General features: G+C 65.9%; 23 protein-coding genes and 1 pseudogene. 16 read left to right on the top strand and 8 right to left on the bottom strand.

Features of this window, described 5'->3' with window-relative positions:
* Positions 1 to 45: 45 nt before the first annotated feature.
* Positions 46 to 1,008, bottom strand: coding sequence for a helix-turn-helix domain-containing protein (locus BAMB_RS22375; protein WP_011659449.1), 963 nt, complete (start codon positions 1,006 to 1,008; stop codon positions 46 to 48).
* A gap of 242 nt (positions 1,009 to 1,250) precedes the next feature.
* On the opposite strand from BAMB_RS22375, the gene BAMB_RS22370 reads away from it, so the two are divergent.
* The 6 genes from BAMB_RS22370 to BAMB_RS22345 all read left to right on the top strand — a co-directional run bounded on the left by BAMB_RS22370 (position 1,251) and on the right by BAMB_RS22345 (position 5,229).
* Complete coding sequence (locus BAMB_RS22370) at positions 1,251 to 2,408, top strand: amine dehydrogenase large subunit (protein ID WP_011659448.1); 1,158 nt, start codon at positions 1,251 to 1,253, stop codon at positions 2,406 to 2,408.
* Positions 2,409 to 2,415: 7 nt separating this feature from the next.
* The gene (locus BAMB_RS22365) at positions 2,416 to 2,970 is read left to right on the top strand and encodes a MauE/DoxX family redox-associated membrane protein (RefSeq protein WP_011659447.1); all 555 of its coding nucleotides are present in this window, start codon (positions 2,416 to 2,418) and stop codon (positions 2,968 to 2,970) included.
* A complete protein-coding gene (gene mauD, locus BAMB_RS22360; RefSeq protein ID WP_011659446.1) occupies positions 2,967 to 3,602 on the top strand; it encodes a methylamine dehydrogenase accessory protein MauD in 636 nt (211 codons plus the stop codon). Before BAMB_RS22365 ends, mauD begins: the two co-directional genes overlap by 4 nt.
* Positions 3,603 to 3,641: 39 nt before the next feature.
* Positions 3,642 to 4,187: a methylamine dehydrogenase light chain gene (locus BAMB_RS22355; protein WP_011659445.1), complete on the top strand. Its 546-nt coding sequence runs from the start codon at positions 3,642 to 3,644 to the stop codon at positions 4,185 to 4,187.
* Positions 4,184 to 4,684, top strand: coding sequence for a c-type cytochrome (locus BAMB_RS22350; RefSeq protein ID WP_011659444.1), 501 nt, complete (start codon positions 4,184 to 4,186; stop codon positions 4,682 to 4,684). The genes BAMB_RS22355 and BAMB_RS22350 overlap by 4 nt, the downstream gene beginning before the upstream one ends.
* A 107-nt stretch (positions 4,685 to 4,791) precedes the next feature.
* Positions 4,792 to 5,229 carry a c-type cytochrome gene (locus BAMB_RS22345; RefSeq protein WP_085963175.1) on the top strand — a complete coding sequence of 146 codons (438 nt, stop codon included), beginning with the start codon at positions 4,792 to 4,794 and terminating at the stop codon, positions 5,227 to 5,229.
* 28 nt (positions 5,230 to 5,257) lie between these two features.
* Here the strand turns inward: BAMB_RS22345 and BAMB_RS22340 are convergent, their stop codons facing one another.
* Positions 5,258 to 6,784, bottom strand: coding sequence for a CYTH and CHAD domain-containing protein (locus BAMB_RS22340; RefSeq protein WP_011659442.1), 1,527 nt, complete (start codon positions 6,782 to 6,784; stop codon positions 5,258 to 5,260).
* A 143-nt stretch (positions 6,785 to 6,927) separates the two neighbouring features.
* On the bottom strand, positions 6,928 to 8,706 hold the full coding sequence (locus tag BAMB_RS22335) for a SulP family inorganic anion transporter (protein WP_041491519.1): 1,779 nt from the start codon (positions 8,704 to 8,706) through the stop codon (positions 6,928 to 6,930).
* A 321-nt stretch (positions 8,707 to 9,027) separates the two neighbouring features.
* Between BAMB_RS22335 and BAMB_RS22330 the strand changes: the two genes are divergently transcribed.
* Positions 9,028 to 10,155, top strand: a complete 1,128-nt coding sequence (locus BAMB_RS22330) for an aminotransferase class V-fold PLP-dependent enzyme (protein WP_041491518.1) — start codon at positions 9,028 to 9,030, stop codon at positions 10,153 to 10,155.
* 280 nt (positions 10,156 to 10,435) lie between these two features.
* Here BAMB_RS22330 and BAMB_RS22325 read toward each other — a convergent pair whose 3' ends face one another.
* Entirely contained in the window at positions 10,436 to 11,635 is a 1,200-nt protein-coding gene (locus BAMB_RS22325; protein WP_011659439.1) for an MFS transporter, read from the bottom strand.
* A 489-nt stretch (positions 11,636 to 12,124) separates the two neighbouring features.
* Positions 12,125 to 14,425 carry an NADP-dependent malic enzyme gene (locus BAMB_RS22320; protein WP_011659438.1) on the bottom strand — a complete coding sequence of 767 codons (2,301 nt, stop codon included), beginning with the start codon at positions 14,423 to 14,425 and terminating at the stop codon, positions 12,125 to 12,127.
* Between the two features lie 133 nt (positions 14,426 to 14,558).
* Here BAMB_RS22320 and BAMB_RS22315 point away from each other — a divergent pair, with 133 nt between their 5' ends.
* The 7 genes from BAMB_RS22315 to BAMB_RS22285 all read left to right on the top strand — a co-directional run bounded on the left by BAMB_RS22315 (position 14,559) and on the right by BAMB_RS22285 (position 21,576).
* Positions 14,559 to 15,530: a LysR substrate-binding domain-containing protein gene (locus BAMB_RS22315; protein ID WP_011659437.1), complete on the top strand. Its 972-nt coding sequence runs from the start codon at positions 14,559 to 14,561 to the stop codon at positions 15,528 to 15,530.
* 309 nt (positions 15,531 to 15,839) lie between these two features.
* Positions 15,840 to 16,793, top strand: a complete 954-nt coding sequence (locus tag BAMB_RS22310; RefSeq protein ID WP_011659436.1) for a choline ABC transporter substrate-binding protein — start codon at positions 15,840 to 15,842, stop codon at positions 16,791 to 16,793.
* A gap of 102 nt (positions 16,794 to 16,895) precedes the next feature.
* Positions 16,896 to 17,825: a 3-dehydrocarnitine:acetyl-CoA trimethylamine transferase CdhC gene (cdhC, locus tag BAMB_RS22305; protein ID WP_006749513.1), complete on the top strand. Its 930-nt coding sequence runs from the start codon at positions 16,896 to 16,898 to the stop codon at positions 17,823 to 17,825.
* A gap of 89 nt (positions 17,826 to 17,914) precedes the next feature.
* Complete coding sequence (locus BAMB_RS22300) at positions 17,915 to 18,880, top strand: L-carnitine dehydrogenase (protein ID WP_011659435.1); 966 nt, start codon at positions 17,915 to 17,917, stop codon at positions 18,878 to 18,880.
* Positions 18,881 to 18,886: 6 nt separating this feature from the next.
* Positions 18,887 to 19,375 carry a thioesterase family protein gene (locus BAMB_RS22295; protein WP_011659434.1) on the top strand — a complete coding sequence of 163 codons (489 nt, stop codon included), beginning with the start codon at positions 18,887 to 18,889 and terminating at the stop codon, positions 19,373 to 19,375.
* Positions 19,376 to 19,400: 25 nt separating this feature from the next.
* Positions 19,401 to 20,357: an alpha/beta hydrolase gene (locus BAMB_RS22290; RefSeq protein ID WP_011659433.1), complete on the top strand. Its 957-nt coding sequence runs from the start codon at positions 19,401 to 19,403 to the stop codon at positions 20,355 to 20,357.
* A 22-nt stretch (positions 20,358 to 20,379) separates the two neighbouring features.
* Positions 20,380 to 21,576 carry a TauD/TfdA family dioxygenase gene (locus tag BAMB_RS22285; RefSeq protein WP_011659432.1) on the top strand — a complete coding sequence of 399 codons (1,197 nt, stop codon included), beginning with the start codon at positions 20,380 to 20,382 and terminating at the stop codon, positions 21,574 to 21,576.
* 192 nt (positions 21,577 to 21,768) lie between these two features.
* Here BAMB_RS22285 and BAMB_RS22280 read toward each other — a convergent pair whose 3' ends face one another.
* The 3 genes and pseudogenes from BAMB_RS22280 to BAMB_RS22270 all read right to left on the bottom strand — a co-directional run bounded on the left by BAMB_RS22280 (position 21,769) and on the right by BAMB_RS22270 (position 23,727).
* Positions 21,769 to 22,071 carry a DUF4148 domain-containing protein gene (locus tag BAMB_RS22280; RefSeq protein ID WP_011659431.1) on the bottom strand — a complete coding sequence of 101 codons (303 nt, stop codon included), beginning with the start codon at positions 22,069 to 22,071 and terminating at the stop codon, positions 21,769 to 21,771.
* A gap of 212 nt (positions 22,072 to 22,283) precedes the next feature.
* Positions 22,284 to 23,271: pseudogene (locus tag BAMB_RS22275) on the bottom strand (oxidoreductase).
* Positions 23,272 to 23,436: 165 nt separating this feature from the next.
* Positions 23,437 to 23,727 carry a DUF3331 domain-containing protein gene (locus BAMB_RS22270; RefSeq protein ID WP_011659430.1) on the bottom strand — a complete coding sequence of 97 codons (291 nt, stop codon included), beginning with the start codon at positions 23,725 to 23,727 and terminating at the stop codon, positions 23,437 to 23,439.
* Positions 23,728 to 24,400: 673 nt separating this feature from the next.
* On the opposite strand from BAMB_RS22270, the gene BAMB_RS22265 reads away from it, so the two are divergent.
* Together BAMB_RS22265 and BAMB_RS22260 are read left to right on the top strand one after the other, a co-directional pair.
* The gene (locus tag BAMB_RS22265) at positions 24,401 to 25,165 is read left to right on the top strand and encodes an SDR family oxidoreductase (protein WP_011659429.1); all 765 of its coding nucleotides are present in this window, start codon (positions 24,401 to 24,403) and stop codon (positions 25,163 to 25,165) included.
* Between the two features lie 53 nt (positions 25,166 to 25,218).
* Positions 25,219 to 26,061, top strand: coding sequence for an ureidoglycolate lyase (locus tag BAMB_RS22260; protein WP_011659428.1), 843 nt, complete (start codon positions 25,219 to 25,221; stop codon positions 26,059 to 26,061).
* Positions 26,062 to 26,076: the final 15 nt, after the last annotated feature.

Below are 26,076 nucleotides of genomic sequence, written 5' to 3'. Positions count from 1 at the left end.
GGAGCCGAACGTTCAACACGGGATTATCGCGGGTTTTGCGCGCGGTCAGCGCGTTTTTGCGCCACGCACCGTCCGGCGCGCCGTCGTCGAAGGCAGTTCGCCGAACTGGGCCTTGTAGGCGTTCGCAAAGTGCCCGAGGTGGATGAATCCCCAGCGCGCGGCCGCTTCGCTGATCGGCAGGTCGGACTGCCGCGTGTCGAGCAGCAGGCGCCGCACCTGCGCGAGGCGCAGCGCGCGCGTGTAGTTCAGCGGGCCGGTTTGCACCACCGACTGGAAGCTGTTCTGCATCGTGCGCCGGCTCACGCGCAGTTGCGTGCACAGGCTCAGGATGTCGACGGGCGCCTCCGGGTGCTCGATCACGTAGTCGTGCACGCGGCGCACGATGTCGGCGTGGCACGCATGCGTGAGACGGTTCGGCGGCCCGGGCATTCGATACGTGAGGAGATCGACGAGCACGTTGCCGACTTCGCCGCGCAATTCGGACTGCGCACGCGCCGCGTCGAACGTATCGGGTGCCGACAGCACGCGCTCGAGCAGCGTCGCGAGCTGGACGCTCGCGCGTTCGCGCGCGGTGACCGGCACGTCGACGACGCCACGCCGTAGCGCGCGCTCGTCGAGCCGGACATCGGCCGCATCCTCGATCTGCTGCATCAGCGTGGCATCGACGACCACGCCGATCAGCGACATGTCGTCCGGTGAATGGAGTTCGAAAGGCGCGCCGCCGCGCGCCATCACGATCGTGCCGCGCTCCATGCGCGCATCGCCGAATGCAAAGTTGCCCGAGCCGGTGAGCGGCATCCCGAACACCGTGTGACCGGGTGGCAGGCGCCCACGCTGGATGATGCGCACGTTCGCCGTTTCCTGGAACAGCTGCACGCCGTCGAGCACCGCGTGCTTGACCGCACTGCGATAGGAACCGGAGCCGATCTGGTCGTAACGCTGATCCCAGCCGCGCAGCGCCTCGGCATGCCGGTCTGCGTCGTCGAACATCTGATGAAACACGCGCACGGCGCCTCCGGTGGTCGTTCGGACCGCGCAAGATTAAACCGGCCAAATGGTCGGCGCAATACGGGCGAGCGCTATTTGGCCGGGGGTTTTTGAGGGGCCGGAAGGTGTCGACACCCGGTGCCTTTCAGGCGGTTTTCCAATGTCCCGAATCGGCACGCACGCGTTGCCGGTCCGGGTGCTGAACCGGTTTATTGTCGAACTACAGTCGCCCCACATAACGTGAATCCCCAATTGGAGGCGACATGAGAGCAAGGCGACGCACCGCGGTTTGCGCGGCGACGCTGGCGTTCGCGGCGGCGTGGGCCGGCAGCGCGAGCGCGACGGAAAAGCCCGAGGAACTCGTCGTGCAAAAGATGCCGTCGTGGCATCCGCATGAGGTGTACGTCGTCGACATCGCGATGCCGACGATGACCGACGGGCGCATCTACGTGTATGACGCCGACGCGAAGAAGCTGCTCGGCCAGATCGACGGCGGCTTCGCGCCCGGCCTCGCGATCTCGCCCGACCACAAGACGAGCTTCATCGCGACGACCTATTTCTCGCGCGGCTCGCACGGCACGCGCACCGACGTCGTCGAGATGACCGACAACACAACGCTCGATCACACTGGCGAGATCGTGATTCCGGCGAAGCATGGGCAGCACGTGCCGTCGCCGTACAACACGGCGTTCAGCGCGGACGGCAAGCGGCTGTACGTCGCGAACATCACGCCGGCCGCGTCGGTGACGGTGATCGACGCCGTGGCGAAGAAGGTGCTGTCGGAGATCGACACCGCGGCATGCGTGCTCGCGTATCCGTCGGGGAACGACCGCTTCACCGCGCTGTGCGAAAGCGGCAAGGCGCTGACCGTCACGCTCGATGCGAACGGCAAGGAGGTGAAGCGCACGATGTCCGATGCGTTCATCGACGTCGACAACGATCCGGCCTTCATCAACGCGTCGCGCTACAACGGTGGCTATCTGTTCACGACGTATCACGGCAACGTGCGCAGCGCCGATTTCAGCGGCGACAAGCCGGCGTTCGGCAAGCCGTGGTCGCTGCTGACCGACGCCGAGCGCGCCGAAGGCTGGCGCCCGGGCGGCATGCAGCAGACGGCCGTGCAGGTGAAGCAGCACCGCTACTACGTGCTGATGCACAAGGGCGGCGACGGCACGCACAAGGATCCGGGCACGCAGGTGTGGGTCTACGACCTGAAGACGAAACAGCGGGTCGCGCGCTGGGATCTCGCGCAGCAGAAGGTCGATCCGCTCGTGTCGATCCAGGTCAGCGAGGACGACAAGCCGTTGTTCTACGGGCTGACGGGCACGTCCGACCTCGTCGTGATGGACGCGCGCACCGGCAAGCGGCAGCACGTCGAGAAGCAGATCGGCAGTACGTCGACGCTGCTCGTGAACCCGTGAGGCCGCGATGACGCTCGATCCCGTACTCGCCACCAGCGCGCAAGCCGGCGCGGCCGTCGTCGTGCTGCTCGGCGCGTTCGCGAAGATGCGCCGGCCCGCGGCGTTCCGGCAAGCGCTCGCCGGCTATCGCCTGCTGCCCGATGCGCTCAGCGCACCCGCGGCATTCGCGATTCCGCTCGCGGAAGCCGCCTGCGCCGCGGCGCTGCTGTTTCCCGATACGCGCATGATCGGCGCGCTCGGCCTGATCGCGTTGCTGCTCGTGTTCGCTGCCGGCATGACGATCAACATCCTGCGCGGCCACACCGACATCGACTGCGGGTGTTCCGGCTTTGCCGCCGCGCGCGCGGATGCGCCGCGCGGCATCGGCTGGCTGCATGTCGCGCGCGTGCTGCTGCTCGTCGCGCTGGCCGCGACCGCACTCGTCGAGCCGGGCGGCCGCGCGATCGTGTGGTTCGACTACCTGACGCTGTTCTCTTCCGTGCTGCTGATCGTATGCGCGCTGCTCACCGTCGACGTGCTGCTCGCCAACATCCCGCGCCTTTCACATCTGAGGAATTCATGATGCAAACCGCTCTCACCGTTTCCACCGCGTTGTTGTGGATCGCCGTCCTCGCGCTCGGCGCGATCTGCCTCGCGCTCGTGCGCCAGATCGGCATCCTGTACGAACGCATCATGCCGGCCGGCGCATTGATGATCGACAAGGGCCCGGCGGTCGGCGCGATCGCGCCGACGTTCGAGCTGACCGACATTCGCGGTTCGCGGATCAAGGTCGGCGGCATCGACGCGGCGGGCAAGGCGACGCTGCTGTTCTTCCTGTCGCCGACGTGCCCGGTCTGCAAGAAGCTGCTGCCGCTGTTGCCGTCGCTGCAGGCGAGCGAATCGACGCCGGTGAACATCGTGCTCGCGAGCGACGGCGAACTCGACGAACACACACGCTTCGCGCAGAAGCACGGCCTCGCGCGCTTCCCGTACGTGCTGTCGCAGGAGCTCGGCCTCGCGTATCAGATCGGCAAGCTACCGTACGCAGTGCTGCTCGACGACACCGGCACCGTGCGTGCGAAGGGGCTCGTCAACACGCGCGAGCATCTCGAGAGCCTGTTCGAAGCGAAGGAGCGGGGCGTCGCATCGCTACAGCAGTTCGTCCATGGCGATCACGACCACGGCGGTCACGAAGAACACGCGCAGCACGCGTGATCGGCCGACCCTCTTTCAACGTCAACGGAGAACAACCCCATGGGCCTGTTTGATTCATGGTTCGAACGATCGGCGCGCGGCGTCGCGCAGCACAGTTCGCGACGCAGCGCGATGGCGAAGCTCGGCAAGGTGCTGGTGGGCTCGGCGATGCTGCCGCTGCTGCCCGTCGATCGCACCGCGTATGCGGCCGATGCGGCATCGGGCGCGTCGGCAGCTTCCGGCGCCGCTGCGTCGGGCGCGAGCGACGATCCGACGAGCTGCGATTACTGGAAGTACTGCGCGATCGACGGCTGGCTGTGCAGTTGCTGCGGCGGCACGTCGAGCAGCTGCCCGCCGGGCACGACGCCGTCGCCGATCACGTGGATCGGAACGTGCCGAAATCCGCACGATGGTTCGGACTACATCGTGTCGTACAACGACTGCTGCGGCAAGACGTCGTGCGGCAAGTGCTTCTGCAACCGCAACGAGCGCGAGAAGCCGCTGTACAAGCTGTCGTTGAACAACGACATCAACTGGTGCATGGCGAACGGCAATTCGAATTACCACTGTTCGGTTTCGGTCCTGCTGGGGGCGGCAAAACAATGAAAGTGAAGCAAGCGGGAAAGATCGTTGTCGCGTGCGTGGCGGCTGTTGCGGGTGTTGCGCTGCCCGGTTTTGCCGGTGCGCAGCAGGCCGTCCATTACCCGGCGGGCAAGAGCCTGTTCGACGCGCAGTGCGCGGTGTGCCACCAGGCCGGCGGCAAGGGACAGGATGGCCTCGCGCCGCCGCTGACCGAGTATCCCGGCAAGTACGCGACGGCCGACGCGGGCCGCGCGCAACTCGTCGCGACGCTGTTGCACGGGATGTTCGGCGAGATCACGGTGCACGACAAGCGCTACAACTTCAAGATGCCGTCGTTCGCGAGCGCGAGCGATGACGATATCGCGAACGTGCTGAACTACGTCGTGTTCGATCTCAACGACAAGCATGGCGACGCGAAGCCGTTCACGGCGGCCGACATTCGCGCGGCGCGCGCGAAGGAGATGGACGGCACGGCCGTTCACGCGCAACGTGCGGTCGTGACGAAGGGGCTGGGGCTGTGAATGCCCGGTGCATTCGGCGGCGTGGCGGGGTGGTGCGTGGCGGCCCGCGTGCGGCGGCATGGCGGAGCGGGGTGTTCATCGCACGCCGTCTGTTTTCGTTGCCGACGATGGTCGCGGCCACCGCGTGTGCGATCGCGATCCCCGCCCATGCCGACGGCGCGGCCGACGCGACGCTCGCGCGACAGCACTGGGTGCTCAACTGCATGGGCTGCCACACGGCGACGGGTGGCGGCATTCCGGGCAAGGTGCCGCCGCTTGCGAACTCGCTCGGTTATTTCACGCATCTGCCGGCGGGGCGCGAGTACGTGATGCGCGTGCCGGGTGCGTCGAATTCGGCGCTGTCGGACCAGGATCTCGCCGACGTGCTCAACTGGGTGCTCACGACGATGAACCGCGACGCGCTGCCGCGCGATTTCAAGCCTTATACGGCAGCCGAAGTCGCCGCGCATCGACGGCCGGCGTTTTCCGACGTCGCGACGGTGCGTGCCGGGCTGGTTCGCGCGCTGCAGGCGCGCGGGATCGACGGTGTGTCCGAACGATACTGATTGTGCGCGGTGATAGCGTCGTGCCGATTCAGTGCGGTGGCGGCAGACGTTTGAAGCGGCTCCACAGCTTCTTCAAGGTCTGATGATCGGCCGCGGCGCGCGCGGCCAGAAAGCCGCGCGCGAAGCCCGCGCCCGGCGCGGCGTCAGGCGACGTATCGGGCAGCGCCTTGAGAAGCTTGTCCGCGACAACGGCATCGTTACGCCAGCCCAGATCGTCCTGAAGCGCGGTCAGCGCATCGACATACGAGCGGACGGCCCGCTTGCGGCACAGCGACGCGAAGAATTCGGTCGCGTATCGAACCTTCTTCGCCGCGATGCGGGCACGGTGGCGGCGGTGATCGTCCAGATCGGCCAGCCGCTTGCCGCGCTTGATCAGTTTCCGGTGCCGACGACGCAGAACATCGGCGGCAAACGGCTTGGCCGGCTGCATGATCGCGGCGCGCTGTTCGTCGGACATCTCCTGTCGCCAGCCCTTTCGGCTCAACCATGACGCGAGCTGCAACGCGAGCCGCGTGTAGCGAACCGACCCGACCGCCGCGGCCGCGCGTTGCCGGTTCTCGACGGCAATGTGCTCGCACGCTTCGCGCACCGAATGCATCTCGTCCGGAATGCCGTTCGTACCGGCATGGTCGAGCGTCGTACCCGCCAGCACCTCCCAGTCACGCGCGGCGCCCAGTTCGGCGGCGATCCAGCGCAGCTCGTCGTCGAGGCCGGGATACGCGGGGATCACTTTCGCGAACAGGTCGAGCGCCGAGCGCAAACGGCGAAGCCCCACACGCATCTGATGGACGCACGACGGATCGTGGCCGGACTCGACGCCACGCTCGTTGGCGTGGACCTGATCCAGACAGTTGCGCGCGATTTGGCAGAAGGCGTCTTCGATCGAATCGCTTTTCTTCAGTTGTAACGGTTGCGCCTTGACGGGTGGACGGTGCTCGGCCACCAGCAGTCCGTAGCCGAGATCGGCCTTGCTCTCGCGATCGATGCACAACGGCACGATCTCCAGCAATTCCAGTGCGACGCCGTACAGGCTTTCAGGGCGGCCCCGTTTCAGCTCGAGTTCGACAGCGGCGATCGGCACCGAATTCGACTCCGCCTCCACGGTCCCTTTGTCGAGCGCCACCTCGACTTCGTCGCCGGACGGCAAGCGCAGCGGTAAAACCGAACGCCTGATTCGCGTGACGAATACGGGCTCGATCCGGGCCGCCGTGGCCACGTCGCGAAGCAGCCTGCCGCAGTCGCTGTCAGCGGGCAGTCGATTCCGCAGCCGCGCCAGATCGGGGAGGTCGCCATCGACGGGCATCTCGAACTCATCGCGGTCAAACAAGCCGGCCTGCACCGATCCTTCCAGCTTCAACGTCTGAATTCGCTGTTTGCCGACCGCGCGTACCCGCAGAGACGCGCCGCACGCGTGAAATGCCAGCGCGGATGTATCGAAGTACGTGCTCTTCAGCAGCTGAGGCGCGTGGGCGCTGCTTGATTGCGCGAGCAACGGTGCGCGTCGCAACTTGTCGAGATCCTTGACGGAAACCCGTAGCTTCAACTCCCGTTCCATATCGCTCTCCGATGTGGCACCTGACTATCAGACTACACCGCAGCGCACGCGAGTTCCCGCGCTGAATCGTCCCTTTTGCGTTTTAAGCGTGTGCTGTCACTGGCGGAGGCCCGGATACGGCGCTCCGGCCGGGCGATCCGTTTTCAACCCGATGCTTCGTCTTCCCAGTCGTGCCACTCCACCCGATGCGTTTTCAGATAGCCGCTGACCGCCTCCCCAACCGTCGGAAAGAAGTTGCTTTCGCCGAACATGCCAAACATCCCGTAATGCTTGAGGCTGTCTTTGACGGGGCCTTTCAGCTCCGCGAAGACCAGCTTGACCTGCCGCGCCGCCAGTTCGCCATGCAGCCGTTCGAGCACATCGGCGGCGGTCAGGTCGATATCGGTCACGGGCTCCGCCGCGATGACGATCCAGCGCGCGGGCTGCGGCGATTCGTCGACGGCGCGCAGCACGCGCTCACGAAAGATCTCTCCGTTCGCGAAAAAAAGCGGCGCATCCCAGCGCAGCAGCACGAGCCCGGGCACGCGCCGCGCTTCCGGATGGCGCGACACGTCGTGATAACCCTTCATGCCGTCGACGCGCCCGAGCACGGCGTCGTAAGGCCGCCACGCACGCCATAGAAACGACAGCACGGTGAGCAGCAGCGCCAGTGCGATGCCGTTCACGACACCCAGGACCGCAACGCCGACGAAGCACACCAACGCCAGCACGAACTCGCTTTTGCGCAGACGATAAAGCCGCATCACGCCCCGCACCTCGATCATGTTCACGCATGCGGCAATCACGACCGCAGCCAGCGCGGATTGCGGCGTGTGCGACAGCGCGCGTGGCGCGAACAGGAGCAGTGCGGCGACGACGGCGGCCGCCACCACGCCCGTCGCCTGCGTCTTCGCGCCCGCCGCCTCCGCGACCGGCGTGCGCGAGCCGCTCGCGCTCACCGCGAACCCCTGCACCAGCCCAGCGGCGATGTTCGACAGCCCGAGCGCGACGCATTCGTGATTCCGGTCAACGCTGGTGTCGTTGCGCAATTCGTAGGTGCGTGACAGCACGCTGATATCCGTGAACGAAACGAGCGCGATCGCCGCCGCGCTGCCCGCGAGATGCAGCCAGTCGTCGAGCGTCACGTTCGGGATGCGCGGCACGGGCAGGCCTGGCGGGACCGCGCCGACGGTCGCGACGCCCGCGCGCCGCGACAGATCGAACCACATCACTACCGCCGTCGCGCCCGCCACGGCGAGCAGCACGCCCGGCACTTTGGGCCCGAGCCGTTTACAGACGAGGATCAGCACGAGCGCGGCGACGCCGAGTGCGAACGATGTCGCGTTCACCCTCGATGCCGCGATGCCATCGATCACGTCGCGCACCTTCTCGACGAACGATTCGCCATGGCCTTGGTATCCCAGCAGCTTGGGTAGCTGTCCGATGCTGATCGTCAGCATGATGCCGTTCAGGAAACCGTGCCGGATGGGCAGCGACAGCAGCTCGGTGACGAATCCGAGCCTGAGCGCGCCGACCGCAATGCAGATGGCGCCCGCGAGTATCGCAAGCGCCCCGGCAAGGGCCAGCCCGCGCGTGGCATCGCCGTGAGCGAGCGGCACGATGCTTGCGGCGATCAACGCGACCAGCGCGGAGTCGGGGCCGAGAACGAGGATGCGGCTCGGGCCGAAGAGCGCATACGCGAGCATCGCAGCAAACGATGCATAGAGGCCGCTGACGGCGGGCAGCCCCGCTGCGTTCGCGTACGCCATGCCGGCAGGCACGAGCACGGCGCTGAGCGTGACGCCCGCAAGCAGATCGTGCGGCAGCCACGACCATTGATAGCCGCGCACCGCGGCGAGGCCGGTGATCCACCGCAGCCGGCCGGCAGCGGGCTGGCGAGTCGATTGAACCGAATGGGGGCGGGCACGGCTTTTCATGTTTATCGCGTGTCAGGAAACCCGGGCGGAATCGTTCGCCACCTCCGCCTGTGCCATTGAAGATTAGGTTCCGGTGTCGTCCGAGAGCAAGCGCGGTTTCACGATGTTGCGTTTCGTGGCGCGGGCTTTACGGGAGCGCCAATCGGCGATCGATCTCGTGCCGTGCTCATGACGCACCACAACACACCAAAATCCCAAGCCTCAGACGGCTTTCGTTAGAATCGGTCGTCGTCGAATCAAAAACGCGGATTTGCACAGGCGTGGAGGCATCGCGTCACGAATACCGCTCGCTCTCACCAGATGGCTCAACCTTTACCGGAGGCGAACGTGCCAGGATTACTTCCCGATGTCGACCGCGACGGGCTTCTCGAATATTCGGTGGTGTACACCGACCGGTCGATCAATCACATGTCGCAGCGCTTCCAGGGCGTCATGCGCGATATTTCCGCCGCGCTGAAGAAAGTCTACAACGCGAAGGCGGCCGTCATCGTCCCCGGCAGCGGCACATTCGGCATGGAAGCCGTGGCACGGCAGTTCGCGACGAACAAGAAGTGCGTGGTCATCCGCAACGGTTGGTTCAGTTACCGCTGGTCGCAGATTTTCGACATGGGCAGCATTCCGTCCGAAGAGATCGTGTTGAAAGCGCGCCCGGTCGAAGCGGGCAGGCAAGCCGCCTTTGCACCGGCTCCGATCGACGAAGTCGTCGCGACGATTCGCGAGCACAAGCCCGATCTGGTCTTCGCTGCGCACGTCGAGACCGCATCGGGGATGATGTTGCCCGATGCCTATCTGCGCGCGGTGGCCGATGCCGTGCATGCGGTCGGCGGCATGTTCGTACTGGATTGCATCGCGTCCGGCACGATCTGGGTCGACATGGAGAAGAGCGGCGTCGATGTGCTGATCAGCGCGCCGCAAAAGGGCTGGAGCGCGTCGCCGGGTTGCGCGCTGGTCATGCTTGGCCCGCTCGCTCGCGAGCGCATCGATGCGACGACCAGCACCAGTTTCGCGTGCGATCTGCGCAAGTGGCTGCAGATCATGGAAGCCTACGAGAACGGCGGCTTCGCGTATCACGCGACGATGCCTACGGACAGCCTCGCGACGCTGCGCGACGTCATCAAGGAAACCGAAGCATACGGCTTCGACAAGGTGAGGGCGGAGCAGCTCGAACTCGGCACGCGGGTTCGTGCGTTGCTGGCCGAGAAGGGGTTCAGGAGCGTTGCCGCCGCAGGCTTCGAGGCGCCGGGCGTCGTGGTCAGTTATACGGACGATGACGACATCCGCTCGGGCAAGAAATTCGCCGATGTCGGTGTGCAGATCGCGGCCGGCGTGCCGCTTCAATGCGACGAGCCGGCGGATTTCAAGACCTTCCGGATCGGCTTGTTCGGTCTCGACAAACTGCATGATGTCGATGCGGCTGTTGCGAGGTTTTCCAGTGCGTTGGAGCGGGTTGTGTAGCGCGTTGGTTTGGTGTGACCGGAGCGCGTGAATGTGGCGGTGACCGATGGACGCATTGAAGCGATCGATGGCGACGGGGGAGATGCCGAAGCTTTCCTTCAATGCGAATTTCCCCGCGAGATGCAGGAGAAGTCGGCCATCGCCACAGCCGAGATCCAGAACACAATGCCCATCGCGGACAATGGACTCCGCGGCGGGCGAAATCCCACGTCGCAGGGCCATCGTCAACGCGGACTCGTCGAATAGCGGCCCGTCGAAGTAGTAGTGACTGATTCTGAGATCAGCCTCCTTTTGTAACCATGCTTGGTCGGTTCTTGACATTCAACGCGATGCCGCATGCGCCGATAATCGCTGTTGCGGCTCCCACAATCACGAGAGCCATGCTCACGTGTGCCGTACTGATCATGCCGGCGCTCAGAAAGCCGAGAAACACCGAAGTCTGAATGCAAAATAGGTAGGCCGGCATCAGGTTGACACGTCGCTGCGGATCGATCGCCTTCATCATGAAACTCGCCGTTAGCGCGTTCTGGATGCCGTTTGCCGACCCGATCAGAAACGTGGCGCACATGAGGCTCCACGCTGCGTCACTCAATGCGAGCCATAAAATGCCGGCGCCGATGAGGCTGGCGGCGATGGAGGCACCGGCGGCATCACCGCGCCTCGCAAACAGGCCCGCAAATAGCACGGGGCCAACGATCAGACCCACACTCAATGCGCTGATGACGAGTCCATAGATCTCTGCACTGAATTGCAGCTCAGTACGCACTCCAAATATCAGGAGCACATTGAGCGTCGATGTGAGCACGACCGTCATCAACAGCGGAGCGACCGCACGAATCACGCCGGCCGTGCGAAAGAGACCGAGCAGGTCGAGTCGTCCCTTCTGCCTGGTTTGCGTGGAGGCTTGACCGGTTTTCGGAATGAAAGAATCCAGTGCGTTGAAACATAATGAAGTGACCGGCGCGGCGATCAATACCAGCAAAGCCAGCAGCAATAGCCCCCGTGAGCGGTCGACCATCCCGTACAGCAAGCCGCCGAGAGCGGGGCCGCCCACATAACCCACGTTCCGCACCGATTGCGTAATCCGATTGGCGCGATCGATGTACCGTTCGTCGTTTGCATAGCTCGGAATAGCCACCATGATTGCTGCCCACAGAAGAGACCCCGTGGATCCGAGCGCCATTGAAACGACGATGTAACTCCAGAACTCATTGGCCAGGGAAGTTGCCGCGATCAGAATCGCCTGAAGGAGAAATACCGCGGGAATCGTTTGGCGAGGCCCGATCCGCTGGAGGATCATCGGGGCGATCGGGCCGGATAGAATGCCTCCAATGAGACCTGCGGCAAGCAATATCGATACCGATGCAGTATCGTCAGCCAGCCTCAGGGCAAAGTTCACTTGAGCTGCTTCATCCGCGAAGCTGCCAAACGACAGGGCGATGCAGATGAAGACGAGTGCCCATCGACCCGTGATGCCCATCAAAGTGCTCCCCAAGGTGCCAGTGAACGTACGTCATGGCGGGTACGCTCGGACGCCAGCAGCAGGCGTTTGACATAGTTCGCATTTTGCTGAGAATCGTTGCCGGTGGTTTTCACTAAGAGCCTGCCTGCCGAGAAAGCTGCGCCAAATTCAATATCTGTATCAGGAGTTTGAAAGAAGAATAAATATAGCCGATCCCCATATATGCGGGGATGCGAGATAAATTTATATAGATAGGCGGAGCTTGTCGAGGCGGAGAAGTTGATTTCGTACTTTTACGAAATTGCTATTTTTTGGATTTGTTTTTTTGTCCGATTGCCTGGCAGAAGAGGCGGAGTTTATTTTTTGGATATCGCTGTTGGCGGTGAACGGTCGATCGTTGGCTCGCCGGTCGAACAGGGTATCCGGTGATGATTCCCGCCCGCCACCCGCGCAGCTCGACGGGGTCGGCCACAGCCGACCCGCATCAAGTGATTACATCAACAGCAATCAAACAGCCACGTTCCGATTCGCCTCGATCACCGTCAACGCCGTCATGTTCACGATCCGCCGCACCGTCGCACTCGACGTGAGAATGTTCACCGGTGCATTGACCCCGAGCAGGAACGGCCCCACGGCAACGTTGCTGCCGGCTTCGGTCTTGAGCAGGTTATAGGCGATATTCCCCGCATCGACGTTCGGACACACGAGCAGGTTCGCCGCGCCCTTCAGCGGCGACATCGGCAGCAGCCGCGCCCGCAGCCCTTCGTCGAGCGCGCAGTCGCCATGCATCTCGCCATCGGCCTCGATATCCGGCGCCTGCGCGCGAATGATCTCCAGCGCCTGCCGCATCTTCACGCCCGAAGCCGCGCTGCCCGAGCCGAAGTTCGACCGCGACAGCAGCGCCACCTTCGGCGTCAGATTCAGCCACTCCATCTGCCGCGCCGCGGCGATCGTGAATTCCGCGATCTGCTCCGCATCGGGGTTGTCGTTGACGTGCGTATCCACCAGCGCGACCGTCCGCTGGTTGAGCAGCAGGATATTCATCGCCGCGTAGGTCGACGCATCGGGCTTCCTGCCGATTACTTCGTCCACGAACCGCAGGTGATTGTGATATTCGCCGACCGTCCCGCAGATCATCCCGTCCGCATCGCCGAGCCGCACCATCATCGCGCCGATCAGCGTCAGGCGACGCCGCATTTCGACGCGCGCCATTTCCTTCGAAATGCCGTCGCGGCAGCGCAGTTCCCAGTACGTCGTCCAGTATTGCGGGAAGCGCTCGTCATATTCCGGATTGGTCACTTCGACGTCCTGACCGAGACGCAGGCGCAGCCCGAACCGCTCGATACGCGCGAGCAGCACCTCCGGACGGCCGACCAGGATCGGACGCGCGAGCTTCTCGTCGACGATGACCTGCACCGCGCGCAGCACGCGCTCGTCCTCGCCTTCGGTGAACACGATGCGCGCCTTGCCGCCGTCACGCACGAGCTGGCGCGCGGCCGCGAACAGCGGCTTCATGAACGCGCCCGAGTGATAGACGAACTGCTGCAGCTGCTCGACATACGCGTCGAGATCCTCGAGCGGGCGCGTCGCCACGCCGCCTTCGATCGCCGCCTTGGCCACGGCCGGTGCGATACGCACGATCAGGCGCGGATCGAACGGCTTCGGAATCAGGTATTGCGGGCCGAACGACACTTCGTCGCCACCGTAGGCCGCCGCGACGACGTCGTTCTGCTCTTCTTCCGCGAGGCCGGCAATCGCGTGAACCGCGGCAATTTCCATTTCGCGGGTGATGGTCGTTGCGCCCACATCCAGCGCGCCGCGGAAAATGTACGGGAAGCACAGGACGTTGTTGACCTGGTTCGGGAAATCCGAGCGGCCCGTCGCGATCACGACGTCGTCGCGCGTGGCGTGCGCCAGTTCCGGGAAGATTTCCGGCGTCGGATTGGCCAGCGCGAGAATCAGCGGACGCGCGGCCATCGCCTTCAGCATGTCCGCGCTCAGGATGCCGCCGACCGACAGCCCGAGGAACACGTCGGCGCCGCCGATCACTTCGGCCAGCGTGCGCGCGTCGGTTGGCTGCGCGAAGCGTTCCTTGGCCGGATCCATCAGCGTGGTACGGCCGCGATAGACGACGCCTTCGATATCCGTCGCCCAGATGTTCTCGACCGGCAGCCCGAGGTCGACCAGCAGGTCCAGACAGGCCAGCGCCGCGGCGCCGGCGCCCGACGTCACGACCTTCACCTCCGAAATCGACTTCCCGACCACCTTCAGCCCGTTGATGAACGCGGCCGCGACGGTGATGGCGGTGCCGTGCTGGTCGTCGTGGAAGACGGGAATCTTCATGCGCTCGCGCAGCTTGCGCTCGACCGTGAAGCACTCCGGCGCCTTGATGTCCTCGAGGTTGATCCCGCCGAACGTGGGTTCGAGGCCCGCGATGATGTCGACGAGCTTGTCCGGATCGGTCTCGTTGATCTCGATGTCGAACACGTCGATGCCCGCGAACTTCTTGAACAGCACGGCCTTGCCTTCCATGACCGGCTTCGACGCGAGCGCGCCGATGTTGCCCAGACCCAGCACGGCGGTGCCGTTGGTGATCACGCCCACCAGATTCCCGCGGCTCGTGAAGCGGCGCGCCTGCAGGGGATCCGCGGCGATCGCCTCGCACACGCTGGCGACGCCCGGCGTGTAGGCCAGCGCGAGATCGCGCTGCGTCACGAGCGGCTTGCTGGCGACGACCGAGATCTTCCCCGGGGTCGGAAACTCGTGATAGTCGTACGCGGCCTGCTGCTGGGTCTCTGTCTGTTTCATGTTTTTGGGTCCGGGCGTGCGCGCCAGGCCAGTCCCGACGCGATCCAGGGACGATTCTAGGGATCGGCCATAAGGAGATGATTCTGTTTTAATATCGGTCCATCACTTTTTCATGATGGGTGCGTGGCCGGCGATGACATTCGACGCGAACGACGTGGTCAGGCGGCTTGGCGCGCGCCTGAAGATGCGGCACCTGATGCTGTTGCTGCAGATCCAGCAGCACGGGTCGCTGACGCGCGTCGCCGAGCACATGGCCAGCAGCCAGCCGGCCGTGACCAACGCGCTGTCCGAGCTGGAAAGCATGTTCGGCACGCCGCTGTTCGAGCGCACGTCACGCGGGATGCGCCCGACCGCGCTCGGTTCGGTCGTGCTCGAGCGGGCCCGGGCGATGCTGAAGGATCTCGACCATCTCGCCCGCGAGATGGAGGCGGTCGCGGCCGGCCATGCGGCCCACCTGCATATCGGCGTGATTCCGTTTATTTCGGGACAGATGCTGTCGGCTGCGCTCAAGCGCCTGCAATCCCGGATGGAGCGGCGCCTGACCGTGACGATCCACGAAGGCACCAGCGACCAGCTGCTGCTGCAGCTCAAGGACCACAGCGTCGACCTCGTGATCGGGCGCGCATCGTCGGCGATCGATCTGGGGCAGGTATCCTTTGAAGTGTTGTACCAGCAGCAGCCGCGGATGATCGCGAGCCGGCGACTCGCCGCGAAACTGGCCCGCACGAAGCTCGACTGGCAGAAGCTGCACGCGCTGGACTGGATCCTCGGCGCGCCGCATACGCCGATGCGGGAGCAGGTGACCGACCTGTTCCTGTCGGCGGGCATCGCGCCGCCCGTGCCGATCGTCGAAAGCTATTCGTCGAAGCTGATCGGCGAGATGATCGCGTCGAGCGACGACGCGGTGTCGATCGTGCCGGCCGATATCGCGGAAGAAATGGTGCGCATCGCCGGCGTCGCGATCGTGCCTTACTCGCTGGTCTGGACGCTGCCGCCCATCGCGCTGTTCACCCGCGCCGGCGAATCGCATGCGCCGACGCGGGATCTGCTGGTTCAGGCATTGCGCGAGATCTGCCGGGAAACCTACGTCGAAGTGCCGCGATAACGCTTGGCGGAGGCGGGTGCTGCTCGCAGGGGCGGAAATCGCGTCACGCCGCGCCCGAGCTCCGCCGCCAACGCACGGCTCCACGCCGCATCCGGACAAACCCCCGTTCGCCGGGATTCGCTCGAAACCCCCGCAGTACAAGCGCCTGCCCGCGCATAGTGGTTTCCACTCATAGTCGCAAACAGTCAAGAACAGGTCGCCGCCGGTCTTCCCGCGACCAATATGGCTCGTTACTTTTACTCCCACGATGCAGGCCGGGACGCACACCGCGAACCCGTCGGACATCGGTCCAATCGGGAGAGAGAAACCATGAAGTCGACAAAGATCGCCGCGTTCGTCGCGGCCATGCTGGCGACCGGCGCGTTCGCGACCGCGGCGCAGGCCGAAACGGATGCCGCGACCTGCCGGACCGTACGCTTCGCGGATATCGGCTGGACCGACATCACGTCCACGACGGCGCTCGCGTCGACGGTGTTCGAGGGGCTCGGCTACAAGCCGACGACGACGATTGCGTCGGTGCCGATCTCGTTCGCCGGCCTGAAGAGCAAGCAGCTCGACGTGTCGCTCGGCTACTGGTGGCCGGTGCAGCAAAAGCAGCTCCAGCCGTTCCTCGACAGCAAGTCGATCAACGTGGTCGAGCCGCCGAACCTGTCGGGCGCGAAGGCGACGCTCGCGGTGCCGAGCTATGAATACCAGGCCGGCCTGAAGACCTTCGACGACATCGCGAAGCACCGCGCCGAGCTCGACGGCAAGATCTACGGGATCGAGCCGGGCAGCAGCGCGAACGCGACAATCCAGAAGATGATCGACACGAACCAGTACGGTCTCGGCGGCTTCAAGCTGGTCGAATCGAGCGAGGCGGGGATGCTCGTCACGGTCGAGCGCGCGATCCGCGACAAGAAGTGGGTGGTCTTCCTGGGATGGGAGCCGCATCCGATGAACATCCAGATCAGCATGAACTACCTGTCCGGCGGCGATGCGTCGTTCGGCCCGAACTATGGCGAAGCGCGCGTGTACACGCTGACGGCGCCCGACTTCATCTCGCGCTGCCCGAACGCGGGCAAGCTCGTCGAGAACCTGCGCTTTTCGACGCAGCTCGAGAACCAACTGATGCAGTCGGTGATGAACAAGACGAAGCCGGCCGACGCCGCGAAGGCGTACCTGAAGAAGAATCCGCAGGTGCTCGATGCGTGGCTCGCCGGCGTCAAGACGTTCGACGGCAAGGACGGCCTGCCTGCCGTGAAGGCCTATCTCGGCCTGTAACAGCTCGCGCGCCGGATGCATGCGGTGCGCGGCGACAAATCATCTGCAGTACGTACGACACAAATCGAGCGACACAATTCGAATCAAGCGAGGGTAGTCAACATGAACCACGAAGTCATCATCACCTGCGCGGTCACCGGCGCGGGCGATACGGTCGGCAAGCATCCGGCGATCCCGGTCACGCCGAAGGAAATCGCGTCCGCCGCGATCGAAGCCGCGAAGGCCGGCGCGACGGTTGCGCACTGCCATGTGCGCGATCCGCAGACGGGCCGCGGCAGCCGCGATCCGAATCTGTACCGCGAAGTGGTCGACCGGATCCGCTCGGCCGACGTCGACGTGATCATCAACCTGACGGCCGGCATGGGCGGCGATCTGGAAATCGGCCCGGGCGAGGACCCGATGCGCTTCGGCAAGGGCACCGACCTCGTCGGCGGCCTCACGCGCCTCGCGCACGTCGAGGAACTGCTGCCCGAGATCTGCACGCTGGATTGCGGCACGCTGAATTTCGGCGACGGCGACTACATCTACGTGTCGACGCCCGCGCAACTGCGTGCGGGTGCCAAGCGCATCCAGGAACTCGGCGTGAAGCCGGAGCTGGAAATCTTCGATACGGGCCATCTGTGGTTCGCGAAGCAATTGCTGAAGGAAGGGCTGCTCGACGATCCGCCGCTGTTCCAGCTGTGCCTCGGCATTCCGTGGGGCGCACCGGCGGACACCGGCACGATGAAGGCAATGGTCGACAACCTGCCGCCGGGCGCGCACTGGGCCGGCTTCGGGATCGGCCGCATGCAGATGCCGATGGTCGCGCAGGCGATGCTGCTCGGCGGCCACGTGCGCGTCGGCCTCGAAGACAACATCTGGCTCGATCGCGGCGTGCATGCGACCAACGGCACGCTCGTCGAGCGCGCGCGGGAAATCATCGAGCGGCTCGGCGCCCGGGTGCTGACGCCGGCCGAAGGACGTCGCAAGCTCGGCCTGCCGGCGCGCGGCGAGCGCCTGCTCGAACGCCGTGCGGCGACCGAATTCGCGTGAGCGTCGACGGCTGAACCAGTGATGCATTGCGGCGGCACGCACGAGGGCGGCCGCCGTCCGATTCCCCTCGATTTGAAGGATGCGTGGACATGGCTGTGAAGACCGACATCAAGACGTTCGCCGCGATCGGCACCGGCGTGATCGGCGGCGGATGGATTTGCCGTGCGCTCGCGCACGGTCTCGACGTGGTCGTGTGGGACCCGGCGCCGGGCGCGCAGGAGCGGCTGCGCGCGACCGTCGCGAATGCGTGGCCCGCGCTCGAACGCGTCGGCCTCGCGCCGGGCGCGGATCCCGCACGGCTGCACTTTGCGGCGACGATCGAGGCCTGCGTCGCCGACGCGGATTTCATCCAGGAAAGCGCGCCCGAGCGCGAGGCGCTGAAACTCGAACTGCACGAACAGATCAGCCGCGCGGCGAAGCCCGGCGCGATCATCGCATCGTCGACGTCGGGGCTGCTGCCGACCGACTTCTACGCACGTGCGACGCATCCGGAGCGCTGCGTGGTCGGCCACCCGTTCAATCCGGTCTACCTGCTGCCGCTCGTCGAGGTGCTCGGCGGCGCGCGCACGTCGCCCGAAGCAGTCGACGCGGCGATGGCGATCTATCGCAAGCTCGGCATGCGGCCGCTGCACGTGCGCAAGGAAGTGCCGGGCTTCATCGCGGACCGGCTGCTGGAGGCGTTGTGGCGCGAGGCGCTGCATCTCGTCAACGAAGGCGTCGCGACGACCGGCGAGATCGACGATGCGATCCGTTTCGGCGCGGGCATCCGCTGGTCGTTCATGGGCACGTTCCTGACCTATACGCTGGCCGGCGGCGACGCGGGCATGCGACACTTCATGCAGCAGTTCGGCCCCGCGCTCGAACTGCCGTGGACGAAGCTGGTCGCGCCGACGCTGACCGACGAACTGATCGACAGCGTCGTCGCAGGCACGAGCGAGCAGCAGGGCACGCGCAGCATCAAGGAGCTCGAACGCTATCGCGACGAGTGCATTACCGAGGTGCTGAAGGCGATCGCCACTGTGAAGGCGCGGCACGGAATGCGATTCGAGGACTGAACGAACATGACCGGCGATACCCCGCTGACGATATACCGCGACGTCGTGCGGCCCGAGTGGGTCGACTACAACGGCCATCTGCGCGACGCGTTCTATTTGCTGATCTTCAGTTTCGCGACCGATGCGCTGCTGGAGCGCATCGGCCTCGACGATGCCGCGCGTCGCGAGCGGGGCCGCTCGGTCTATACGCTCGAAGCGCACGTGAACTATCTGCAGGAGATCAAGGAAGGCACGCGCGTGCGCGTCGATGCGCGGGTGTTCGCGCACGACGCGAAGCGGCTGCACCTGTATCTCGAACTGTTTGCCGACGGGCGCGACGGCGCGGTGTCGGCGAGCGAGCAGATGCTGCTGCACGTCGACACGCGCGGCGGCGCGAAATCGGCGCCGTTCGACGACGACGTCGCCGCGCGCGTGGCCGAACTGCATGCGTTGCAGCGCGATTGCGCGGCGCCCGCGTATGCGGGCCGCGTGATCGGCCTGCCGCCGCGCCGCTAGCGCCGGCGACGACGGGGCGCGCACGATGCTCGAACCGGAAATTGCGGCGTTCGTATCGGCTGTCGACGCGGCGTATCCGGCCGGCGCGGCGGCGCGCTCGCCCGACGAGCAACGCCGCCTCTACGATCGTTTCGCGGCCGCATGGACGCCCGCCGAACTGCCGGCCGGCGTCGTGCAGCACGATGCGGTGTGGCACGCACCGGACGGACACGCGATCGCGCTGCGGCGCTCCGCGCCGGCTCACGGCGAACCGCGCGGCACCGTGCTGTTCTTTCATGGCGGCGGGTTCGTCGTCGGCTCGCTCGACAGTCACGCGCTGATCACCGCGCAACTGGCGGCCGACACGGGGCTGGCCGTGATCGCGGTCGATTACCGGCTCGCGCCCGAGCATCGCGCGCCGGCCGCGCTCGAGGATTGCCTGGCCGTCACGCGCGCCGCGCGCGATGCGTGCTGGTCGTTCGGCTCGTGCGCGCGACCGCTGACGCTCGCGGGCGACAGCGCGGGCGGCAATCTCGCGGCCGCCGTCGCAACCGCGCTGCGCGATGCAGGCGAAGGCGGCATCGACGGGATCGCACTCGTATATCCGATGCTCGGCATCGAACCGCAATCGCCGGCGCGCGAAACGCAAGCGCACGCGCCGATGCTGACGCTCGACGACGTCCATCGCTATCGCGCGTTGTATTGGGGCGAGGCACAACACATTGCGCCGGGCGATGACGATCCGCTGCTGCGTGCATCGGTGCCGCTCGCGGCATCGCGTTTCGACGGGCTGCCGCCGGTGCTCGCGGTCGGCGCGGAACACGATCCGCTGCGCGACGATGCGCGTGTGTACGTCGAACGGATTCGCGCGGCCGGGGGCGCCGCGCGTTACTGGATGGGGAAGGGGCTGGTGCATGGCTGCTGGCGCGCGCTCGGAACGAGCCCGCAGGCGACGCGGATGCACCGGATGGTCGGCGAGTTTCTGCTCGCACCACATGCGTAGCGGGCGTTTCCGGGAGGCAACGATGCAGGCAGCGCAACACCGTATCGAGGACTGGCGGACTTTTTCCGGCGACGCGGCCATCGCGGCGGCGACGATCGGCGATGGCGCGGTGGACGTCGAGTGGAGCGACACGCGACGATCGCCGTTTCACTTCGACTGGTTGCGCGACAACTGCGCGTGTTCCGCGTGCGTGCATGCGCTCACGCGCGAACAGGTGTTCGAGATCGCCGACGCGCGCGAGGATCTGTCGGCCCTCGTCGTGCATGTCGAAACCGACGGCGCGCTGCACGTCGAGTGGAACGACGGGCATCGCAGTACCTGGTCGCCGGGATGGTTGCGCGCGCATGCATACGACGATGCGTCGCGCGCCGAGCGTCAGGCCGCGCACGGGCGGCACGTGTGGACCGGCGACGACGCGACGGCGATCGGCGTGTTCGCGTGGCGTGACGTGATGGAGGACGACGGCGCGTTGCTCGCGTGGCTCGCCGCGTTGCAGCGCACGGGGCTGACGCTCGTCGAGGGTGTGCCGGCCGAACGCGGCCGGGTCGATCAGATCGCGCGTCGTATCGGCCTGATTCGCGAAAGCAATTTCGGCGTGCTGTTCGACGTCGAATCGAAGCCGCGACCGGACAGCAACGCTTATACGTCGCTCAACCTGCCGCCGCACACCGACCTGCCGACGCGTGAATTGCAGCCGGGCGTGCAGTTCCTGCACTGCCTCGCGAACGACGCAACGGGCGGAGACAGCGTCTTCCTCGACGGCTTCGCGCTCGCGGATGCATTGCGGCGCGAATATCCGGCTGATTTCCGGCACCTTGCGTCGACACCGTTCGAGTTCTGGAACAAGAGTGCTGACAGTGACTACCGCTGTTCGGCGCCGGTGATCGGGCTCGATGCGCGCGGCAACGTGACCGAGGTGCGCGTCGCGAACTTCCTGCGCGGGCCGCTCGATGCGCCGGCCGATGCGGTGGCGGCTGTCTATCGTGCATACCGGCGTTTTCTCGCGCTCGCGCGCGAGCCGCGCTTTCGCGTGCAGCGACGGCTGCGGGCCGGCGACATGTGGGCGTTCGACAACCGGCGCGTGCTGCACGCGCGCACCGAGTTCGATCCGTCGACGGGCCGCCGCCATCTGCAGGGGTGTTACGTCGATCGCGACGAACTGCTGTCGCGGTGGCGCGTGCTGTCGCGCACGGTGCCTGCGGCAGCCGCGGCGCGCTGACCGGCGCATACCGCTTCGTTACGCGTACCTCGCCGAGGAAAAAGCGCCCGGACGCGACGCGCCCGGGCGAAGCCACCCGCTGCCGGGCGGCGGAGGTATGCGTTTCAGAAAAAAGACGAGCCCGCATGACGGGCTCGTCCGGATCCAGCTTCATCGCGCGATGCGCGGTGCGCCCGCCGGGGGCGCGTCGGCTTACTGGCCGAAGAAGACCGAGTCGCGAGCGTTCGACGACGCTGCGGCGGCCGGGACGCCCGAGTGGACGACCGGAGCCGGTTGTGCGCCGTAGCCGCTGGCATCGGCACCATGAACACGCGCTTCCGCCGACTGGATGTCGTTCGGGTAGTACGGGCTCGACACGCCCGGCTTGTAGCCGGCTTGTTCGAGCTGGACGAGTTCGTTGCGCACTTGTGCGCGCGTCACGGTGCTTTGTGCGAAAGCGCTGAACGAAGCGGACAGGGCGACAGCGGCAACGACTGCGGAAACGAGCGATTTCATGATGACCTCCGGTGTTTTATTGGGTTCGCTGTCGACACCATGTCTGCAGCGATTGACTAAATCTTAGTCACCGGGTGGTTCAGGGTAAACGCCGATTTTGACGATAAATTGTTTCCTGGCTGGTAACAGTGGCGCGGCGAATCAGGCTTTCATCGGCCTTTCGTTTCGGTAAGTGTAATAAGTATGAAGAATGGCGACAGGAAATGCGCGAGTCAGCGCACTTCGGCCGTCGTGTCGAACGGCGTGCCCGGCGGCCGGCCGGCAGGCGCGCCCGCGCTCAGGAAACGCACGCCCGTCGCGGCCTCCGACGCTTCCCACAGCAGTGCCGCCACGGCCACGTCGCGTGCCGCGCGCGGCACGCTCGCGCGCGCCGGCAGGCCGCGCGACTCGAACCAGCCGGACGGCCCGATGTACGCGCCGCCGGTGAGCTCGGGTGACGTCGCCGCATGGATCGCGGGCAACGCGCCCTGGTCGGCCGGTTGCGCGAGATAACGGTTTGCCGCGCGCATCAGCGAGGCGCGGAGGGGCGAACCGTCCATCGCGGGGCCCGCGAACTGCAGGTTGGTCGCCGCGTAGCCGGGATGCGCGGCGACGCTGATTCCCGCGAACGCCGCGCGCTGGAAGCGGCGCTGCAGCTCGATCGCGAACACGAGGTTCGCGAGCTTGCTGTCGCAGTAGGCGAGATAACGGTTGTAGCGGTGCTCGGCCCGCAGGTCGTCGACGCGGATCCGGCCGCCGCGGTTGAACCCGCTCGACATCGTCACGACCCCGCGGCCGCGGTGCGGCGGACAGCGCCGGCAGCAGATGGCCGGTCAGCGCGAAATGGCCGAGGTGATTGGTGCCGAATTGCATCTCGAAGCCGTCGTGCGTGTGCCGCAGCGGCAGGAACATCACGCCGGCGTTGTTGCAGAGGATGTCGACGCGGCCGTGGCGCGCGGAGATGTCGGCGGCGAAGCGCCGGATCGATGCGAGATCGGCGAGGTCGAGCGGATCGACTTCGACCCGGGCGGCAGGATGGAGCCGGCGGATTGCGTCCGCGGCTTGGGCGGCGCGCGCGGCATCGCGGCAGCCCATCACGACGGTCGCGCCCTTGGCGGCCAGCGTTTCCGCGATCTGCCAGCCGAGGCCGCTATTGGCGCCGGTCACGACCGCGACTTTGCCGCCTTGCGCCGGGACGTGGCGCGCGCTCCATGCATGCATGTCTGTCTCCATCGGCGCGGCCGATGCGCCACGACGCGTAATCGTTACATTGAGTGCTGTAACGATAGTCCGCGCAGGCGGGGCAGACAAGCGGGTGATTAGACCGGCGCTTCTAGGGCGGGCCCGCGCATCACGCAGCCAGCCCTTGCACGCGGCGGGCGGACCTCAGAGGGTGCCCGCCAGCGCCAGTACTTCCGCGGCGGAGATCATCGCGGCCGCGTTCGCCGGGGCCGGGCGCTCGGCCGGGCGGAATACTTCGTCGCCGCGCTGGATGACCTGGCGCGACAGCGCGCAGGTGCCGGTGCGCTGCGCGAAGCGGCGCCGCCAGCGCTGTTCGCCGTAATGACAGCGGCCGGGTTCGACCCAGCGCACGACGAGCAGCGTATCGGAACGTTCGAGAATTTCGACGTGGACGTCGGCGGGATCGAGCGCAGGCAGGGATTTCGAGGCCTTCATTTTGCCGTTTCCTAAAACTCGTGCGGTTCGGCCGTGGCAGTGGATGTCACTACCCGCGGGCGCATCCGTAGCGGTTTCCATGAGTGGTGCGGTAAATGTAAGCGTCTGTGACCGGAAAAAACATCCTGTCTGGCTCAAATTACCTTTTGCCGAATCAGAAACAATCGCCGCACATTTTCTTGAAAAAGCAGCGACAAAAGCGCCCCGGACGCGAACGTCCGGGGCGAAAAATCGGGCCGCGCCACCGTGGCTGCTCGCTCAGTCACGTGGACACCGCGGAGGACGGAGGTGCCCGTCAGGGATCTGCGACGGGCGGGGGCGGTGTACCGGGAAGCGCGGTCCGGCAACACCATGATCGCGCGCGCACCCGGTTAGAACCCTGACGCGAACATGACTTTCTTGTCAGTTTCGGCCGGCCGGCGCGTGGTGCGGGCCTCGACGCTCGCCGCAAACCCGCGCCGGTATTGGCTTTGCGCGACGAGCGGCCGATCGCCGGCATCCCAAAAAAGCCGCCGCACCGCCGGCTTTACTCCGTTCGCCCCGATTCTCCCGCTCGGGAAAATACTGAATCGCGCGTTCGTGACAAATCCTGAATCTGTTCCTATTATTGGTTGGACCTTTAGTCCTTTGTGCCAATCGATCGGCTCGGCCGACTTCCACAGGAGAAGTGCTCATGAGATTGCAGGGCAAGCGCGCGCTGGTGACGGCGGCCGGGCAGGGGATCGGCCGCGCGACCGCGCTGCGGTTCGCAAGCGAGGGCGCCGACGTGCTGGCGACCGACATCAACGAAGCCGCGCTCGCGCAACTCGCGGCCGACGCCGAACGCGCGGGCGGCCGCCTGACGACGCGGCGGCTCGACGTCACCGACGCGGGCGACATCGCGGCACTCGCCGCGCAGGAGCGCGCGTTCGACGTGCTGTTCAACTGCGCCGGCTACGTGCACCACGGCTCGATCCTCGACTGCGACGACGCCGCCTGGGCGTTTTCGCTGAACCTGAACGTCACGTCGATGTACCGGCTGATCCGCGCGCTGTTGCCGGCGATGCTGGAAGCGGGCGGCGCGTCGATCATCAACATGGCGTCGGCCGCGTCGAGCGTGAAGGGCGTGCCGAACCGCTTCGTCTACGGCACGACCAAGGCGGCCGTGATCGGCCTCACCAAGTCGGTGGCCGCCGATTTCGTCGAGCAGCGCATTCGCTGCAACGCGATCTGCCCGGGCACGATCGAGTCGCCGTCGCTCGAACAGCGGATCGCCGAACAGGCGCGCACGCGCCAGGTGTCGACCGACACGGTGCGCCAGGCGTTCGTCGCGCGGCAGCCGATGGGCCGTATCGGCACCGCGGATGAAGTCGCCGCGCTCGCGCTGTATCTGGCGTCCGACGAAGCGTCGTTCACCACCGGCGCGATTCACCTGATCGATGGCGGCTGGTCAAACTGACCGTGTCGAACTGACCGCGCTCCCCATTCCCTTTCCGATTCCATTCAGACGACATGAAACTGCTGAGATTTGGCGACAAACACCATGAGAAACCGGGCCTGCTCGACGCGCAGGGAACGATCCGCGACCTGTCGGGCGTGATCGACGATATCGCCGGCGACGCGCTGACGCCCGCGTCGCTCGTACGGCTGCGCGACATCGACCCGTCGTCGTTGCCGCGCGTCGAAGGCACGCCGCGGCTCGGCGCATGCGTCGGCCGCGTCGGCAAGTTCATCTGCATCGGGCTCAATTATTCCGACCACGCGGCCGAATCGGGCATGGAGGTGCCGAAGGAGCCGGTCGTGTTCGGCAAATGGACGAGCGCGATTTCGGGGCCGAACGACGACGTCGAGATTCCGCGCGGCTCGGAGAAGACCGACTGGGAAGTCGAACTCGGTGTCGTGATCGGCCAGGGCGGCCGCTATATCGACGAAGCCGACGCGCTGTCGCACGTCGCCGGCTACTGCGTGGTGAACGACGTGTCGGAGCGCGAATACCAGCTCGAGCGCGGCGGCACGTGGGACAAGGGCAAGGGCAACGACACGTTCGGCCCGCTCGGCCCTTGGCTCGTGACGGCCGACGAAGTGCCCGATCCGCACGCGCTGCGGCTGTGGCTGGAGGTGGACGGCCACCGCTACCAGAACGGCACGACCGCGACGATGGTGTTCCGCGTGCCGCACCTGATCAGCTACCTGAGCCGCTTCATGAGCCTGCAGCCGGGCGACGTGATCTCGACCGGCACGCCGCCGGGCGTCGGGCTCGGCCAGAAGCCGCCCGTCTATCTGCGTGCCGGGCAGGTGATCACGCTCGGCATCGACGGGCTCGGCGAGCAGCGCCAGCGCACCGTGCAGGCCTGATTTCCTTTAACGGAC

The organism is Burkholderia ambifaria AMMD, from assembly GCF_000203915.1.
GTDB lineage: Bacteria > Pseudomonadota > Gammaproteobacteria > Burkholderiales > Burkholderiaceae > Burkholderia > Burkholderia ambifaria.
The sequence above is the reverse complement of the archived record's forward strand: the minus strand, read 5'-3'. Positions and strand labels throughout refer to the sequence as shown.